Source organism: Marinomonas sp. 63XJN7_7_ISO-PGPR-S23-202 (assembly GCF_056173505.1).
Genome location: NZ_CM149677.1, coordinates 3335981 through 3351849 on the forward strand (window position 1 = coordinate 3335981; position 15869 = coordinate 3351849).

Here is a 15869-nt window from a genome sequence, read left to right on the forward strand (position 1 = left end):
GGATGCTGATAATTATGACGTTATACTAATCAATGCGGTCTATAGACTTTTTTCTAACTCAGGTACCGCATCAAATAAATCCGCCACTAACCCGTAGTCTGCTACTTGAAAAATTGGCGCATCTTCATCCTTATTGATCGCGACAATCACCTTAGAATCTTTCATACCTGCCAAATGCTGGATCGCACCAGAAATCCCTACAGCAATGTATAAATCCGGCGCAACGGTCTTACCCGTTTGACCCACTTGCAGATCGTTCGGCACGAAACCCGCGTCTACCGCTGCTCGTGAAGCCCCTATCGCCGCGCCCAGCTTATCTGCAATGCCATCCAATAACTTAAAGTTGTCGCCACTTCCCATGCCACGACCACCGGAAATAACCACACTCGCGGCGGTTAATTCAGGACGATCGGACTCGGCCAGTTGCTCACTCACAAAACGGCTTTTCTCTGAGGCAATCACCTGTGACAAGACCTCTGTTTGCGCCTCACCACCTTCTTCGGCCGCCGCATCAAACCCCGTTGCACGCACCGTAATGACTTTTACTGAATCACTGGATTTGACTGTGGCGATGGCATTGCCAGCGTATATTGGACGCACAAACGTATCAGCCGACTCCACTTTGATAACATCAGACAATTGCGCGACATCAAGCAAGGCGGCAACACGAGGTAAGGTGTTTTTGCCTGTGGTGGTCGCAGGTGCCAAGATATGGCTGTAACCGTCTGCTACGTCTACCACCAACTTAGCGATATTTTCAGCTAATTGATGCTCATAAACAGCATTGTCCGCAGACAATACTTTACTGACACCGGCCACTTTAGATGCTTGTGCAATAACTGTCTGGCATTCAAAACCTGCCACAAGTAAGTGAACGTCTCCGCCAATCTGTGAAGCAGCAGTAATGGTATTGAGCGTTGCTGGTTTTAGTGACTGATTATCGTGTTCTGCTAAAACTAAAATACTCATGACACCACCTTCGCTTCGTTTTTCAATTTATCAACTAATTCACTCACCGATCCGACTTTAATCCCAGCAGAACGCTCTGGTGGCGGTGTAACAGAGACGATGCTGACATTCGACCCCACTTCCACACCAAAATCCGCTGGTGCTTTCACATCCAGAGGTTTTTTCTTAGCTTTCATAATATTAGGTAAAGAGGCGAAACGCGGTTCGTTTAGTCGTAAATCGGTTGTCACCACGGCAGGCAAAGTAATCGATAACGTTTGCAAGCCACCATCGATTTCACGAGTGACCTGAGCTTCACCATTTTCTACGACCACTTCTGACGCAAAAGTAGCCTGAGGGTAATCCAAAAGGGCTGCGACCATCTGACCTGTTTGGTTGTTATCAGAGTCAATGGATTGTTTACCCATAATAATAAGGTCTGCCGCCTCGTCCTTAGCAACACCCGCGAGCAGTTTCGCCACAGACAAAGAGTCCAACCCATCCTCTGTCTCTACTTGAATCGCACGATCAGCGCCCAACGCCAAAGCGGTACGCAAGGTCTCTTGGCAAGATTTTGATCCCACAGACACCACGACCACTTCATCAGCGACGCCTTTTTCTTTTAAACGAATCGCTTCTTCTACTGCGATTTCACAAAAAGGGTTCATCGACATTTTAACGTTGGTAAGATCAACGGCGGAATGATCTGCTTTCACACGTACTTTCACGTTGTAATCGATCACCCGTTTTACGGATACTAGTACTTTCATAAGCCCTCTTTTAATATTCTTTTTACTTTATTAAGGTCAATTCAACGGTTTGTAGCCTGTAGAGTCCAGTAACAACCATGCCAGACTCAGCCAAACCGTGACACCTGCTTGTCAATAGTGCGCTTAAATAAGTAGAATTTGTACTACTAATAATAAGTTACAAACTTTTTCCATCAATGACAAAAAAGCCCCAGTTAACTAACAAAAAAAATCACTCAATCAAACAAAGTCAGAAAGCATGTGATTTAGAAAGTCTATTATAGTCGGTGTGGATAAACCTTTGTTGACTAAACAATGAAAAGATAAGGACGAAACAGAGCCCAGTTTTAAGCCATAGAACGCGTTCGCGATAAAAAAGCGGCAAACGCCTCACGAGCTTCTTTGGATTTCAGCCGATCCTTAAAAATGCGACCCTCACGCATCAGCGCCATTTGCACATCATCTTGACACCGATATTTCAGTAAATCTTTACTTAACATGACGGCTTCTGTTGGCAAATTTGTCAGCTTTTGAGCATACTGCAATGCCATCTCATATGCCTCTCCTGATTCACAAAGGTGATTCACTAAGCCCATCGTCTGCGCCTCTTCGCCATCAAAAGCTTCCCCTAAAATAAGCACCTCAAAGGCTTTTTGATAGCCCACTAGTTTGGGTAATAAATAACTAGACGCCGCCTCTGGTACTAACCCCAAAGGAACAAAAGGGAACTGAAAGGTCGCTTCTCGAGCACTTAATACCAAATCACAGTGGAGCAACATGGTCGCTCCCACACCAACAGCCCTCCCTTCGACTCCCGCGACCAGTGGCTTTTTATAACCACTTAATGTTTGTAAAAATGTGAGCGCAGAGGACATTTTGTCTGGGTTTTGGGTAATTTTTAAAAACTCATTAATATCGTTCCCAGCGGAAAATTCACCATTGGCCCCATGAATTAAAGTGACTTTGATCGAATCATCCTTCTCAGCTCGTTGTAAAGCAAGAGCCAAGTTGTCATACATTTCTAAGGTAATGGCATTTTTTTTATCAGGACGATTCATTTGTAAAATCTGCACACCCGACAAACAGGTTTCAACAACCATCTCAGTAATCAACTCGCTCATTTACACCTCCTCTTCAGGTAGGCGAATCACATCCTCTGTCACTAATTTACGCACCATTGGGCCGTCATCAGACCAACCTTGACAGGAATTCACAAGTCCCTGTAACGTTTTAGGAACCTGCTCTGGATACTTATCACTTAATGGTCCCCACATCATTTGATACGCCGTTGTCGCAGCCACTGGCAGCAATTCAAGTACATGAGTACAACCGACCTTGCCTTTAAACTCTTGTTTTAGCCAACGGCTCCAACCAGGACCAATTCGCGTTCCTTTAATCACTTCAAAGCTTGGTATCGCACCACTACAGTTTGGAAACGGAAACGCATCCATATGAACATGAATATCAATCACTTTAAATGAATCATCTAATGTCATGGTGAGGCCTATATCGTGAAAAGGGCTCCCTTCTGGCACCTTGCTTCCATCAAAATCCCGATAAACGTCATAAGTCTTAAGGTCTTTCATATGGGCTTCTATATCCCATAAGCCATCATCACGACGATAGCCATTTGACTCGACTCGCCGCCGATGCATTAACTCGCGTTTTGCTTCACTTCCAGTCGCCTTATCAATATCATGACCGCTATTCGCATCATCTTGTTCTGTCTGTATTTTTTTATTTGATGACATAAAACTAAGACCTCTCTCATTTCCAATTGCTCGGACTGCAAATCTTGCGCTTCTTAGGCCTTTTCATCGCGCAAAGATCGGCGCAACACCTTACCAACATTGCTCTTAGGAAGCTCTTTGCGTACCTCGACGTATTTCGGTACTTTGTAAGCGGTTAAGTTTTCTTTGCAATAAGCCCGCACCGCTTTTAAATCGATGGAAACATTAGGGTCTTTTAATACAATAAAGGCTTTAATGGCCTCACCTGCTTTTTCATCAGCCACACCAATAACAGCGGCTTCCAAAATATCAGGATGTGCAGATAAACATTCTTCGACTTCAGTCGGGTACACATTAAATCCCGACACGATAATCATATCCTTGGCCCGATCAACGATTTGTAAATAGCCGTCTGGATGCTCCATAGCAATATCGCCAGTAATGAAAAAACCATTCTCTGTCATGGCCTCTCGTGTGGCGTCTTCACGTTGCCAATAGCCCTTCATCACTTGCGGGCCTCGCACGCATAACATCCCAGCTTCTCCTTTTGCCACTGGGTTACCACTGTCATCAAGGATACTGATTTCCGTTTCACTAACGGGCAAACCGATGGTACCAATTCGCTCTTTACCATAAGGGTTAAAGGACACGACGGGGGAGGTCTCTGTTAATCCGTAGCCTTCAACAATTTTACAGCCAGTAACATCGAACCATTTAGTCGCCGCCGCACTCGTTAACGGCATACCACCAGAGCAGGTTAATTTGAGTTCGCTAAAATCCACCTCAGAAAATTCAGGGCGATTGCACAGACCAACAAATAACGTATTCAACCCCGCAAAGCCGGTAAACTTCCAATTTTTCAATTCCTTAATAAAGGCGGTTAAATCCCTCGGATTCGGAATCAAAATAGAATGGCCGCCACGCGACAGCAAACTGAGTCCATGAATTAAAAAAGCATAAATATGGTAGAGAGGAAGCGGCGCAATAAAAATCTCTTTACCCTCATGCAGAACACTCTCTAAACGAAAGTTCAGCTGATACATATTCGAAATCAAATTGGCATGAGTCAGCATTGCTCCTTTGGCAATGCCTGTGGTACCTCCGGTGTATTGCAAGACAGCAATGTCTTCTGGGGTAATGGTCACGGGAGTTACTGTGTGATGCCGGCCTTTCGCCAGGGCCTCATTTAAAGAGATTGCTTGAGGCAACTGGTAGCTCGGTACTAATTTTTTGATGTACTTCACCACACCGTTAATCAGCAAGCGCTTAGGGGCGCTGTGAAAATCAGCAATCTGTGTGATAACGACGTGTTTAAGCTCGGTATTATGAAGAATTTTCTCGATGTTATGCGCCATATTTGCAAACACAACGAGAACCTTTGCCCCCGCATCATTAAATTGATGCTCCAGTTCATGAGGGGTATACAAGGGATTCGTGTTCACCACAATCAACCCAGCTTTTAGCGCACCAAAAAAGACCACTGGATATTGAATAATGTTCGGAAGCTGAATCGCTATTCGATCCCCTTTTTTGACGCCAGGTAATTGCTGAAGATAGGCGGCAAATTGATTTGCTTTCTCTTCCAATTGACGATAGGTAATCGTATGGCCAACACTGCTAAAAGCAGATAGATCAGCAAATCGTTGGCAAGATGCATTGAACACATCCAATAACGATTGGTAATGATGTGGGTTCAGTGAATCCGGAATATAACTACCAGGCGTTTTGGTGCTCAATGCGTTACCATCAGGAACACGACTACCGGATACATTTTTCATGGTTTCACTCTCCCTGAGAACAGAGCCAGCTGAAGACTGACCACCCTCATTTTGTGTAGAGATCGAATTGTCCATCTGCATTCTTAACTCCAATTATTGTTTTTGTCAGGAGAATGTGCATTGCTTGGAACTCGCGCCAAATAGTGACTATTTGGCGCTCATGTATGCTATGACCAGCAAAACTAAAGACTAATGGGGAAAAATCTGCGTCAACTTAGTTGCCAGCATGATATCCCCATCCGCCCGTATTTTCCCTTGCATAAAGGCCGCCATTCCATCCAACTCACCACTCATCACGTCTTTTAACGTCTGTAAGTCCATTTCAAGGGTAACCGTTGGATCATCATGTTCGCCTTCAGCAAGAGCACACTTACCATCGTCTATAGAAAGATGATAATGCTCGCCTTCATCCATATCGAATTGGAAGACAGCGCTCATATCATCTGCTTCATCTGCATCAAAACGCTCAAGCATAGCATCAAACACTGCTTTTACTTCACTCATTTCCTACCCTCCAGTCTAGTCCAAAAATACCATTATTCTATTGCGCCAACTCACTTTATAAGCGACTTTACATGGCACAGTCACTTCCACTAAGCATTGAGAAAAAGAAAATTGTCTTCTTCCATGGCTAATAGGTTATCAACCCCAGACAACATCGCTTCTGCATGCATTTTTGTCCGTGGTAATAAGCGCTCATAATAAAATGTCGCCGTTTGCAGCTTCGCCTTGTAGAAACCCTCCTCATCCGTTCCTTCATCGAGTTTCGTTTGCGCAACAACGGCCATCCGAGCCCAGAAATAAGCCAATGTAACGTAACCAGAGAACATCAAGTAATCGACAGAGGCCGCGCCGACTTCCTCTTTATTTTTCATAGCCTTCATACCCACTTTCATCGTCACATCGCCCCACTCACTGTTCAGTTTATCCAGCGCAGAGATGTAAGATTTAAAGCGTTTATCGCCCTTGTGTTCCTTACAGAATTTATGAATGATTTTGGTGAAGCGACGCAGTGTTGCCCCTTGAGTCATTAAAACTTTTCGACCTAATAAGTCCAGTGCTTGAATCCCTGTTGTGCCTTCGTAAAGCATCGCAATACGACAGTCACGTACGTTTTGTTCCATTCCCCATTCCGCGATATACCCATGGCCGCCATATACCTGTAAGCCGTGGTTCGCTGCTTCGAAGCCAGTTTCGGTTAAAAAAGCCTTAGCGATCGGTGTCAGCAACGACATCAGCTCATCCGCCTCGGCTTTATCATCTTCATTCCCATGCTTCGTCGTATCCACCAGCATAGAGCAATAGTGAATAAGCGCTCGCCCTCCCTCTGCGAAGGCTTTTTGTGTTAACAGCATCCGGCGAACATCAGGATGAAAGATAATCGGATCAGCTGCCTTGTCTGGCATTTTGGCACCGGATAAGGCTCGCATTTGCAAGCGATCTTTTGCATAAGCCACCGAATTTTGCAATGCCCACTCGGCATGGGCTAACCCTTGAACAGCCGTTCCTAATCGAGCGACATTCATAAAGGTAAACATGCAGTTAAGACCACGGTTTGGTGGACCAATCAAAAAGCCCTTAGCACCATCAAAATTCATCACACAAGTCGCATTACCATGGATGCCCATTTTATGCTCAATAGAGCCACAGGAAACTTGATTCCGTTCGCCCTTATCTCCCGCATCATCGACGGTATATTTCGGCACGATAAAGAGAGAAATTCCTTTGGTACCTGCGGGGGCGTCAGGAAGACGGGCTAAAACGATATGAACAATATTTTCTGCCATATCGTGCTCACCTGCGGAGATAAATATTTTGGTACCCGAGATAGCGTAGCTACCGTCACTCTGGGGTTCTGCTTTGGTTTTCAACATCCCCAAATCGGTACCACAATGGGGCTCAGTCAGACACATGGTGCCTGTCCACTGTCCAGAGACAAGTTTCGTTAGGTAGGTTTGTTTTTGCTCATCGGTACCATGCTGTTCAATTGTGTTCATGGCCCCATGACTTAAGCCTGGATACATCCCCCACGCCCAATTTGAGGTAGCAATCATCTCTGTTACCAACATCCCCAGAGAATCAGGTAAGCCTTGCCCCCCCATACTTTCTGGGTGAGACAAAGAGGGCCAGCCACCTTCAACATACTGCTGATAAGCTTCTTTGAAGCCATCAGGTGTCGTCACGACACCGTCTTTGAATTGACAACCTTGCTGATCACCAACACGATTTAATGGAGAAAGAACACGCTCGGCAAATTTAGCGCCTTCTTCAAGAATCGCCGACACCATATCGGGTGTCGCTTCTTCTGCTCCTGGCAATTTTGCATAGTGGCTCTGAAAGTCCAAAACCTCATCGGTAACAAATTTAATATCTCGCAAGGGTGCTTTATATTCTGGCATAACCTATGACCTCTTATTGTTTTTAGTCACATCACACTCAAATAGAGCGATTAACATAACATAAAGAGTCGTCTATAAGTTGCATTCTCTCAATAACAAAACGAGCCAAAATCAATGACAAAATTCATCAAGAGAATAGAGGGAATGACTTTTTTATATATGAAAATGAATAAAAAACCTTTTAGAACAAAGCATTGTCGATGATATTTATGAATTTTTTTACATTACGTCCTGTATCAAACAGGCATTCAAAACGACTCTCTTTTAGTACCTCAGCGGTCACGATAGATTGCTCAGCCACACTCACATTGATTTGAATAGCCTGCCCATCCAGCGTATTGATAACGCCTTTGGCACGCCAAAAACCAGATTGGCTTTGCAAATTCGACAACATGTTAATTAAAGCCTCGCGGGAAAAAGCATAACGATCCTCCATCACCCACCCCAAACTGCTTAGCTCACGATCGCGCTTATGAAAAACCGTCACTCCCTTATGGGGCTGACTGGTAGAGGACGCGTGGTGATCGTGGTGATCGTGGTGATCGTGGTGATCGTGGTGATCAAGCTTACAAGACTGGCGGATTGGCTCAACGTTTAACCAATCCAAATCTACAATACCATCGCTCGAAAAGCCAATGACGGCTTTTGCGGGTTCAAACTGCTTAGCAAACTCGATAAAGCGCGCTTCTTCAAACTCATCATAGGTATCTCGTTTGCTGGCAATCAACACATCGGCCATATTGATTTGATCAAAAAAAGCCGGATGCCCTAAATATCGGGGATCCGATAAGTTTCGCGCATCCAGCAAACACACACTCGCCCCAACCTCCAACACGCCATGGTTATGGGATACGTTCAGTTGCTTCACAATTTGATCTGGATGACCTATCCCTGTGGGTTCAATAATAATCCGGTCAGGGTTTGCTATGGTAATCAGCTCGTTCAGCCCCGTTCCAAACGCAGCCGATGTAGTACAGCATAAGCAGCCTCCTGGCACCTGCTTGACTTTAATCCCTTTGCCTTCAATTAAAGCGCCATCAATGCCGACATCACCAAACTCATTAATTAGCACTGCCCAACGTTCGCCATCCGGTACATGAGATAGCAAATGCTGAATCATAGTGGTTTTTCCAGCGCCTAAAAAACCAGTGATTAGCGTTACTTTAATACCTTGATAACGGTAATGACTTTTACTCATTCAACTTTCTCATTTAAATTGATAAAAAAAACAGTTTTCAAGACAGTCTTACCTACCTAAAAACAGACCCTCTTGACAGGGTAAAGTATAAAAAGAGCAGAATAATAGCACCCTTTCAGCATATTACGCTGATAATCAATTTTGCCCTTCGACCCTCATTGAAGTCCTCATAAAAACGGCGCTATTCTTGAAAGGTACGAACAAGTCCTCTTGTCTTCGCACCTTCCCTACAGCCTTTGGATTCGGATGTTGTTTATGAGCTTTATTAAAAAATGTGGTCTTACATTACTCACTGCTGCTACCTTTCAAACCCAAGCTGCCTCTGTCTGGAAGGTGTCCTCTGGTGATCACACCCTGTATATCGGCGGCACGGTACACATGCTCACCCCAGATGATTACCCATTGCCTCTCGCTTATGAGCAAGCCTATCAAGCCGCCGACAAAGTAGTATTTGAAACTGATATGAATACTATCAGCAAACCCGAATTTCGCCAGCAAATGCAAGAGCAGCTCTCTTTTACTGACGGCACAACCATTGGTGACGTCATCAAACCCAGCACTTATGATGCATTAAAAGACTACTTAGCCACACGCCATGTGCCCATTGAAGCCATTCAGCACCTAAAGCCCAGTTCCATCGCCATGACATTAACCACCCTTGAACTCAAACATATGGGCTTTGTCAGTGAAGGAGTAGATCAATTTTATGCCAATAAGGCCTTACAAGACCATAAGCCACAGTCGTGGTTAGAAACACCTGATGCACAAATCCAAATGTTATCGGATTTGAATAAGGAAGACAGTAACAGCATGATTCAATACGCCTTAGATGACATAAAAGACATGACAAAAAGCATGGGCCAGATTAGAAAAAGCTGGCGCGAAGGTAATGTAGAGGCCATGGAAGCACAAGAGTTAACGGAATTCAGACAAGAGTATCCGGAGGTTTATCAAGAGCTTCTTGTTAAACGTAACGAGACTTGGATGCCTAAAATCCAAAAAATGCTCACTGACAAACCAGTAGAATTCATTATGGTTGGGACCTTACATTTGGCGGGACCAGATAGCATATTGGCCAAACTTAAAGACAACGGCTATCAAGTTGAAAAGATCTAATCAATAAACCAAATCAAAGTGGCGTGCTTATATCTGCTTTGCGTTTTTCAAGCTGTTTGGGTAAATCATTAATGCAATAGTTAATGTAATACAAGGTGAACAAAAAGGTGTAAATCCTATTCATTTTGAACACCTGCTGATGCTCTATTAAGGCAAACTGCTGCAGCGCCTTTCTTGCCTTAAATGCCCACACTTCATACAGGGTCAATAAGGCAAGTGAAATAACCAAACTCAGTAAGGCCACTAAAGGATAGGAACTTTCTGAAAAGACGCCAGCCCACGCAAAACAAACCGACATAACCAGTAAAAATGGCTGACCTACTACCTTGATTCCTGTATGTCTTTGGATCTTATGGGTTGTCGTGAATATCCAAACCAAATTGTAAATCCCAATCGTCACGAGAGTCAGTAACAGCAACTGCCATGTTTTCATGTTTACGTCTTTCTTTAATGCGGCGATATCGGACATGAGGTCACTCACTTTAGAACAGATTTGAAAGCGCGCATCTTAACGATTAACACGGATAAAAACCAATAAATACTTGAAAAATCCGTTCAATAAGTCTCGTTCTCGGCGCGAACATGAATGGACGGTGAGCCATCAAATGCCACCTCAACATTAAAAATAATTGGGCGACAACAAACTTGGCAGTCTTCAATATACTCTTGGCTCTCTTCTAACACTTCAATCATCACCTCAATCGCCTCTCCACAATAAGGGCATGAGATATCGGTGGTGAGTAAATCATTCATACAAGAACTCCTAACACGCTATATAGACAACCAATAGCCTACCGACTTAACACTTGAACGCCAAGCTGATAAGCGCAACCTACCCTCTAACATAAACTCCTGTCAGGACACGGTTAATACAAAATGAGGTAAATGGCTCAATTCAGTTGTCAGCACTTATTCAGTCGGTGATAATGACTGTTTTGATCAGCAATTGTGGATAACGAAAACTTATGATGTCGAATACTCCTAATAAGAATAACCTTCCAGTAATTATTGCAGGTGGCGGTATCGGTGGCTTAACACTGGCCTTAACACTCGAACAAATAGGCATTCACTGCGTAGTCTATGAAAGTGTCGCCGAGCTAAAACCACTGGGTGTTGGCATCAATATTCAGCCCAACGCAGTACGTGAGCTGTATGATTTAGGGTTAGACGCAACACAACTCGACACAATTGGCCTACAAACAAAAGAATGGGCACTGGTGGGGCTCAATGGCAAGGAGGTCTATTGCGAACCTCGTGGCACAGATGCGGGCTATCATTGGCCTCAATACTCTGTCCATCGCGGCAAACTGCAAATGCTCTTATACCATACGGTTTTAGAGCGACTTGGCGAAGAGGCCATTCAAACAGGTCATAAAGTGACGGGCTATCAAAATACGGATCAGGGAGTGACCGTTCATATTACCAACAAAGAAGGTGTAGCGCTGGAAGTCCAAGGTGCCCTACTGATTGCGGCCGACGGTTTACACTCTGCCGTTCGTGCGCAAATGCATCCCTCCCAACCACCTATTCACTGGGGTGGCGCGGTCATGTGGCGCGGCACCACCCAAGCTAAGCCGATTCGCACTGGCGCATCTTTTATCGGTTTGGGGACACATCATCACCGCATTGTGTTTTATCCGATCACACCAGCCGACCCCGTTACAGGACTAGCAACCATTAACTGGATTGCTGAAGTAACCATGGACAATTCGCAAGGCTGGACGAGTGGCGATTGGAATAAACAAGTCGCTTTGGAAGATTTCATCCATCACTTCGAAGATTGGAACTATGATTGGGTCGACATTCAGGGCCTGCTTCGCGGAGCAACGGAAGTCTTTGAATACCCCATGATTGACAGAGACCCTATCCCCACTTGGGTTGATAATAACGTCGCACTAATGGGCGATGCCGCTCATATTATGTACCCAACAGGCTCGAACGGTGCCAGTCAGGCCATTGTAGACGCCCGTATTCTTGGCGCTGCACTAGTGGAACATGGTATCAATAGTTCAGCCCTTAGCGCATTTAACAAGCAACTTTGTGAGCCTATTTCTAACGTCGTATTACGTAATCGAGGAGCAGGCCCATTTGTTATTCTAAATGAGCTGGATAAACGCTGTGGCGGAGTGTTTGAGGATATTGAAGACGTTTTTCCTGAGACGGATCGCCAAGAGTTAATGGCCAACTATAAAGCAGCGGCTGGTTATGCAATTGATGCTCTCAATACCGCCCCACCAACCATTAAAATGAAGAAAAAAGTGGCTTAGCTTTATAAATTGGGAGATCGCACATGCTGCAACATTACGTTTTTATCAAATATCAAGAAGGCACATCGGATGAACATATCCAAGCTTTTAAAGACAAAATGCTCGCACTCAAAAACACCATTAAAGAAATCAGACGTATTGAGGTAAGCATTGATGAGCTTCACGAAGAGCGAAGCTGGGATGTTGTCTTGAATATGCAGTTTGACTCACTTGAAGATTTGCGCACCTACCAAAGACATCCAGATCACGTTGCAATCGTAGAGTTTAATGGCCCGAAAGTGGCTCAGGCTGGCGCACTGGATTGCCACATTTAGAACGTTTGCGCCAATACACACTTAACTTAAAACACAAGAAACAGCCCGGCATAAACAAACTGGGCTGTTTTTCTCAATGTACTCTTTATTTTTAGTAGGCATGACAACGCTTAGTGGCTTAGCCACATTCTCCGTCTCAAAGGAAAGTACAAGCAAGCAAGCAAGCAAGCAAACAAACAACCGAACGCCCATCCTATTGAAAAAATGCCTATTTCAAGGTTCCCATGGCTAACCAAAAATAGTCACTCTCTTCAATACTGACATCATGACAAAACTCCTCCATCAAAACCTCTAATTCTTCTTGGTCAGGGAAGTTTTTTAGTACCTCATAGCCACTGCCGTCCGAGAGTGTTCTCATCTGAAAAGTATCCCCATACTCGCTACGAGACGATATGGGCGTGCTACTGCCTTCAACATAGCGATTATCAAATAAAATCACCCTAGAACCAGGTTTCATAGCTCGGTCAATGCCTTTCATAAAGGTTCGACGCTGTTGCATTTTTATGTGGGAGAAGAAAAATCCTGCTAAAAAAACATCAAACTCACTGCTATCGGGAATCTGAAATGCATCCATCACCCGGTAGTCAACATGCCCGCCTTCACAACTGTCTAACGCACTTTTAGCCAGTTTTTCGGATGCATCTGTCGCCAGTACATAAAGCGCCGCGTTGGCTATTCGTCGTGTCCAATACCCGGTACCGCAGGCCGCTTCTAACACTCGTCGACCAAGAACCGATGCTTCAAGCCTACGCTGCAACCACGCCAAATCGTCCTGTCTTTCAATAATAGAGTAGATTTGTTCATATTCAGGTTGTCGTTGTTCATAATACTCAAGCATCCAGCAGCCCTCTTACTATTCAAATCAATTAAAACGGTTACTCTAAGAAGCGTCACAAGATGACCTATATATACGATCAGTAAAACACGCTCCTCTAAAAGGGCAATTATATCAAATCACACCCCTCTGCCCACCCATGCTGATGCACTGACCTCCTCCGATTTCGGCAGGATTCATATACATTTTTTACGATTTTTCTCCCCAAACCTTCCGTCTTTTTTTATACTAGCCGCCCCTTGGCATAAAACTGACCAAAAAATCAGTTTTACTCTCTTATTTTGGCATGTTGATGATGAACAATAACAACCACTACCTAACATTTAGGCTTCACATCGCGCCAACCCATTAGCAATAAGGTTTCTCTATGTTTGAACGTTATTTTCAACTCAAGGCGCATAACACCACGGTGCGCAAAGAAGTCATTGGTGGAGTCACCACATTCTTAACCATGGCTTACATCATCTTCGTCAATCCATCCATTCTTGCACAAGCGGGCATGGATCAAGGGGCGGTCTTTGTTGCCACCTGTCTTGCCTCTGCTGTGGGCTGTTTGATCATGGGGCTATACGCCAACTACCCCATTGCGCTCGCTCCAGGAATGGGACTCAATGCTTTTTTTACTTACAGTGTCGTATTAGGCATGCATTACACATGGGAACAAGCATTAGGCGCGGTGTTTCTATCCGGTATCATCTTTATTCTCATCAGTATTTTTAAGATTCGCGAGTGGATCATCAACGCTATCCCCAACTCATTAAAATTAGGCATTGCAGCGGGTATTGGCCTGTTTTTGGCTATGATTGCACTGCAAAATACAGGCATTATTGTTAAAAATCCCGCCACAGACGTTGGCCTTGGCGATCTATCATCCCCTTCCGCTCTCTACGGATTACTTGGCTTCTTTGTTATTTGCGCTTTGTCGTATTTGAATGTGACAGGGGCGGTGATGATCGGCATTTTATTTATTGCTGTTCTTTCAATGATCTTTGGACAAAACCACTTTACTGGGATCGTATCTGCTCCACCGTCTATTGCCCCCACTTTTATGGCCATGGATGTTGAAGGCGCCTTTCAACTCAGCATGATCAGTGTGGTTTTTGCGTTCTTATTCGTGGATCTATTCGATACCTCAGGCACGCTTCTTGGCGTAGGTCAACGCGGGGGATTACTCGATAAAGAAGGCAAACTACCTCGCTTGAAAAAAGCCCTTTTAGCCGACTCCAGCGCCACAGCCATCGGCGCTGCACTCGGTACTTCTTCGACAACCAGCTATATTGAAAGCGCATCAGGCGTGGCTGCTGGTGGGCGAACAGGCTTAACAGCCGTTGTCGTCGCCGTCTTATTCTTAATCAGTTTGTTCTTTTCACCCTTGGCGGACTCTATTCCAAGTTACGCCACAGCAGGTGCCCTGTTGTACGTTGCGGTATTAATGACAAGCAGCTTAGCAAAAGTAAACTGGGACGATATTACCGATGCTGCTCCCGTACTTATTGCCGCTTTCTCCATGCCATTGACCCACTCAATTGCCGATGGTATTGCTTTATCTTTTGTCAGCTATGCCGTCATCAAAGTCCTATCTGGTCAATATAAGCAAGTGAACATCGCCACTTACGTGCTCGCCATCTTGTTTATCTGTAAGTTTGTCGTATTTGCCTAAGACAAAACACATCAAGCTTATTAAATCGAAAGCACCAAACGAGTATCAGGCAATCTGATGCTCGTTTTTCCTTTATGGGGCGATTCGGCCTCATCCTAATGTGCGTTATTTTTAAAAAAGAGTATTCATGCCTCACAACGCCTTATACACAGACCTTTCTTGTTACTATGATCTCATGTGCGCCGACATTGACTATAAAACACAAAGTGATAGTGCCCATCGTATGCATCAAATTTTCGGCAATGGTGGAAAGCGCCACTTAGATTTGGCCTGTGGAACAGGGCCACATATTCAGTATTTTTCTGCCACAAACTACGACTGTTCTGGCTTAGATATCAACCACCCCATGCTTGATATCGCCCAAGAGCGCTGCCCTCAGGCACAATTTTCACAAGGTAATATGTGCGCATTTGATTACGAAAAGCGCTTTGATTTAATTACCTGCTTTTTGTATTCCATTCATTACAGCGGCGTTCTTAAAAATCTGGCAGGATGCATCGAAAGCGCCCACAACGCATTAGAAAAAGGCGGTGTTTTCTTTTTTAATGTGGTGGATAGGCGTCAGATAAATAATGATTTATTTATTCAGCACAGTATTAATCATGAAGACAGTCGTTTCACATTTCGATCAGCTTGGCACTATATTGGCCATGGAGAAAAGCAAACATTAAACTTAAGCATTAACAAAGTCTCGAACGACTCTCAACAAACTTGGCAAGATGCGCATCCAATGGTGGCGTTAGACTTTGATGAACTACAAGACATGCTATCACCATATTTTGAAGTGCATATTTTTGAGCACGACTATGGAAAAATCATACCGTGGCAAAGGCAATCAGGAAATGCGATCTTTGTGTGTGTAAAGGCTTAGCGAA

General features: G+C 44.4%; 16 protein-coding genes. 5 read left to right on the forward strand and 11 right to left on the reverse strand.

All coding sequences use genetic code 11. The features are described from left to right. Positions 1-39: 39 nt before the first annotated feature. The 8 genes from AC0VYG_RS15460 to AC0VYG_RS15495 form a co-directional block, all read right to left on the reverse strand. The gene (locus AC0VYG_RS15460) at positions 40-969 is read right to left on the reverse strand and encodes an electron transfer flavoprotein subunit alpha/FixB family protein (RefSeq protein ID WP_475428850.1); all 930 of its coding nucleotides are present in this window, start codon (positions 967-969) and stop codon (positions 40-42) included. After that, positions 966-1718: an electron transfer flavoprotein subunit beta/FixA family protein gene (locus AC0VYG_RS15465; protein ID WP_475428851.1), complete on the reverse strand. Its 753-nt coding sequence runs from the start codon at positions 1716-1718 to the stop codon at positions 966-968. Before AC0VYG_RS15465 ends, AC0VYG_RS15460 begins: the two co-directional genes overlap by 4 nt. Positions 1719-2044: 326 nt before the next feature. Further along, positions 2045-2818: an enoyl-CoA hydratase-related protein gene (locus AC0VYG_RS15470; RefSeq protein ID WP_475428852.1), complete on the reverse strand. Its 774-nt coding sequence runs from the start codon at positions 2816-2818 to the stop codon at positions 2045-2047. Beyond that, complete coding sequence (locus AC0VYG_RS15475; RefSeq protein WP_475428853.1) at positions 2819-3448, reverse strand: DUF2889 domain-containing protein; 630 nt, start codon at positions 3446-3448, stop codon at positions 2819-2821. Between the two features lie 53 nt (positions 3449-3501). Beyond that, the gene (locus tag AC0VYG_RS15480) at positions 3502-5205 is read right to left on the reverse strand and encodes an AMP-binding protein (RefSeq protein ID WP_475432552.1); all 1704 of its coding nucleotides are present in this window, start codon (positions 5203-5205) and stop codon (positions 3502-3504) included. A 189-nt stretch (positions 5206-5394) separates the two neighbouring features. Continuing rightward, positions 5395-5709: an SCP2 sterol-binding domain-containing protein gene (locus tag AC0VYG_RS15485; protein ID WP_475428854.1), complete on the reverse strand. Its 315-nt coding sequence runs from the start codon at positions 5707-5709 to the stop codon at positions 5395-5397. Positions 5710-5798: 89 nt separating this feature from the next. Further along, positions 5799-7604 carry an acyl-CoA dehydrogenase C-terminal domain-containing protein gene (locus tag AC0VYG_RS15490; protein WP_475428855.1) on the reverse strand — a complete coding sequence of 602 codons (1806 nt, stop codon included), beginning with the start codon at positions 7602-7604 and terminating at the stop codon, positions 5799-5801. 181 nt (positions 7605-7785) lie between these two features. After that, on the reverse strand, positions 7786-8802 hold the full coding sequence (locus AC0VYG_RS15495) for a CobW family GTP-binding protein (RefSeq protein WP_475428856.1): 1017 nt from the start codon (positions 8800-8802) through the stop codon (positions 7786-7788). A 255-nt stretch (positions 8803-9057) separates the two neighbouring features. Between AC0VYG_RS15495 and AC0VYG_RS15500 the strand changes: the two genes are divergently transcribed. After that, a complete protein-coding gene (locus tag AC0VYG_RS15500; RefSeq protein WP_475428857.1) occupies positions 9058-9918 on the forward strand; it encodes a TraB/GumN family protein in 861 nt (286 codons plus the stop codon). Between the two features lie 13 nt (positions 9919-9931). Here AC0VYG_RS15500 and AC0VYG_RS15505 read toward each other — a convergent pair whose 3' ends face one another. Together AC0VYG_RS15505 and AC0VYG_RS15510 are read right to left on the reverse strand one after the other, a co-directional pair. Then, a complete protein-coding gene (locus AC0VYG_RS15505; RefSeq protein ID WP_475428858.1) occupies positions 9932-10387 on the reverse strand; it encodes a DUF4234 domain-containing protein in 456 nt (151 codons plus the stop codon). Between the two features lie 86 nt (positions 10388-10473). Next, complete coding sequence (locus AC0VYG_RS15510) at positions 10474-10671, reverse strand: CPXCG motif-containing cysteine-rich protein (protein ID WP_475428859.1); 198 nt, start codon at positions 10669-10671, stop codon at positions 10474-10476. Positions 10672-10883: 212 nt separating this feature from the next. Here AC0VYG_RS15510 and AC0VYG_RS15515 point away from each other — a divergent pair, with 212 nt between their 5' ends. Together AC0VYG_RS15515 and AC0VYG_RS15520 are read left to right on the forward strand one after the other, a co-directional pair. Beyond that, the gene (locus tag AC0VYG_RS15515) at positions 10884-12185 is read left to right on the forward strand and encodes a flavin-dependent oxidoreductase (protein ID WP_475428860.1); all 1302 of its coding nucleotides are present in this window, start codon (positions 10884-10886) and stop codon (positions 12183-12185) included. Positions 12186-12208: 23 nt separating this feature from the next. Next, entirely contained in the window at positions 12209-12499 is a 291-nt protein-coding gene (locus AC0VYG_RS15520) for a Dabb family protein (RefSeq protein ID WP_475428861.1), read from the forward strand. A gap of 208 nt (positions 12500-12707) precedes the next feature. On the opposite strand, the gene AC0VYG_RS15525 is transcribed toward AC0VYG_RS15520, so the two are convergent. Further along, complete coding sequence (locus AC0VYG_RS15525; protein WP_475428862.1) at positions 12708-13337, reverse strand: class I SAM-dependent methyltransferase; 630 nt, start codon at positions 13335-13337, stop codon at positions 12708-12710. 364 nt (positions 13338-13701) lie between these two features. Between AC0VYG_RS15525 and AC0VYG_RS15530 the strand changes: the two genes are divergently transcribed. Together AC0VYG_RS15530 and AC0VYG_RS15535 are read left to right on the forward strand one after the other, a co-directional pair. Then, positions 13702-14994: an NCS2 family permease gene (locus tag AC0VYG_RS15530; protein WP_475428863.1), complete on the forward strand. Its 1293-nt coding sequence runs from the start codon at positions 13702-13704 to the stop codon at positions 14992-14994. A gap of 127 nt (positions 14995-15121) precedes the next feature. Further along, complete coding sequence (locus AC0VYG_RS15535) at positions 15122-15865, forward strand: class I SAM-dependent DNA methyltransferase (RefSeq protein ID WP_475428864.1); 744 nt, start codon at positions 15122-15124, stop codon at positions 15863-15865. The last annotated feature ends 4 nt before the right edge of the window (positions 15866-15869 follow it).

Coding starts and splice junctions, on each gene's coding strand:
- AC0VYG_RS15460 (WP_475428850.1), bottom strand. CDS start 969: ATGAGTATTTTAGTTTTAGCAGAACACGATAATCAGTCACTAAAACCA.
- AC0VYG_RS15465 (WP_475428851.1), bottom strand. CDS start 1,718: ATGAAAGTACTAGTATCCGTAAAACGGGTGATCGATTACAACGTGAAA.
- AC0VYG_RS15470 (WP_475428852.1), bottom strand. CDS start 2,818: ATGAGCGAGTTGATTACTGAGATGGTTGTTGAAACCTGTTTGTCGGGT.
- AC0VYG_RS15475 (WP_475428853.1), bottom strand. CDS start 3,448: ATGTCATCAAATAAAAAAATACAGACAGAACAAGATGATGCGAATAGC.
- AC0VYG_RS15480 (WP_475432552.1), bottom strand. CDS start 5,205: ATGAAAAATGTATCCGGTAGTCGTGTTCCTGATGGTAACGCATTGAGC.
- AC0VYG_RS15485 (WP_475428854.1), bottom strand. CDS start 5,709: ATGAGTGAAGTAAAAGCAGTGTTTGATGCTATGCTTGAGCGTTTTGAT.
- AC0VYG_RS15490 (WP_475428855.1), bottom strand. CDS start 7,604: ATGCCAGAATATAAAGCACCCTTGCGAGATATTAAATTTGTTACCGAT.
- AC0VYG_RS15495 (WP_475428856.1), bottom strand. CDS start 8,802: ATGAGTAAAAGTCATTACCGTTATCAAGGTATTAAAGTAACGCTAATC.
- AC0VYG_RS15500 (WP_475428857.1), top strand. CDS start 9,058: ATGAGCTTTATTAAAAAATGTGGTCTTACATTACTCACTGCTGCTACC.
- AC0VYG_RS15505 (WP_475428858.1), bottom strand. CDS start 10,387: ATGTCCGATATCGCCGCATTAAAGAAAGACGTAAACATGAAAACATGG.
- AC0VYG_RS15510 (WP_475428859.1), bottom strand. CDS start 10,671: ATGAATGATTTACTCACCACCGATATCTCATGCCCTTATTGTGGAGAG.
- AC0VYG_RS15515 (WP_475428860.1), top strand. CDS start 10,884: ATGATGTCGAATACTCCTAATAAGAATAACCTTCCAGTAATTATTGCA.
- AC0VYG_RS15520 (WP_475428861.1), top strand. CDS start 12,209: ATGCTGCAACATTACGTTTTTATCAAATATCAAGAAGGCACATCGGAT.
- AC0VYG_RS15525 (WP_475428862.1), bottom strand. CDS start 13,337: ATGCTTGAGTATTATGAACAACGACAACCTGAATATGAACAAATCTAC.
- AC0VYG_RS15530 (WP_475428863.1), top strand. CDS start 13,702: ATGTTTGAACGTTATTTTCAACTCAAGGCGCATAACACCACGGTGCGC.
- AC0VYG_RS15535 (WP_475428864.1), top strand. CDS start 15,122: ATGCCTCACAACGCCTTATACACAGACCTTTCTTGTTACTATGATCTC.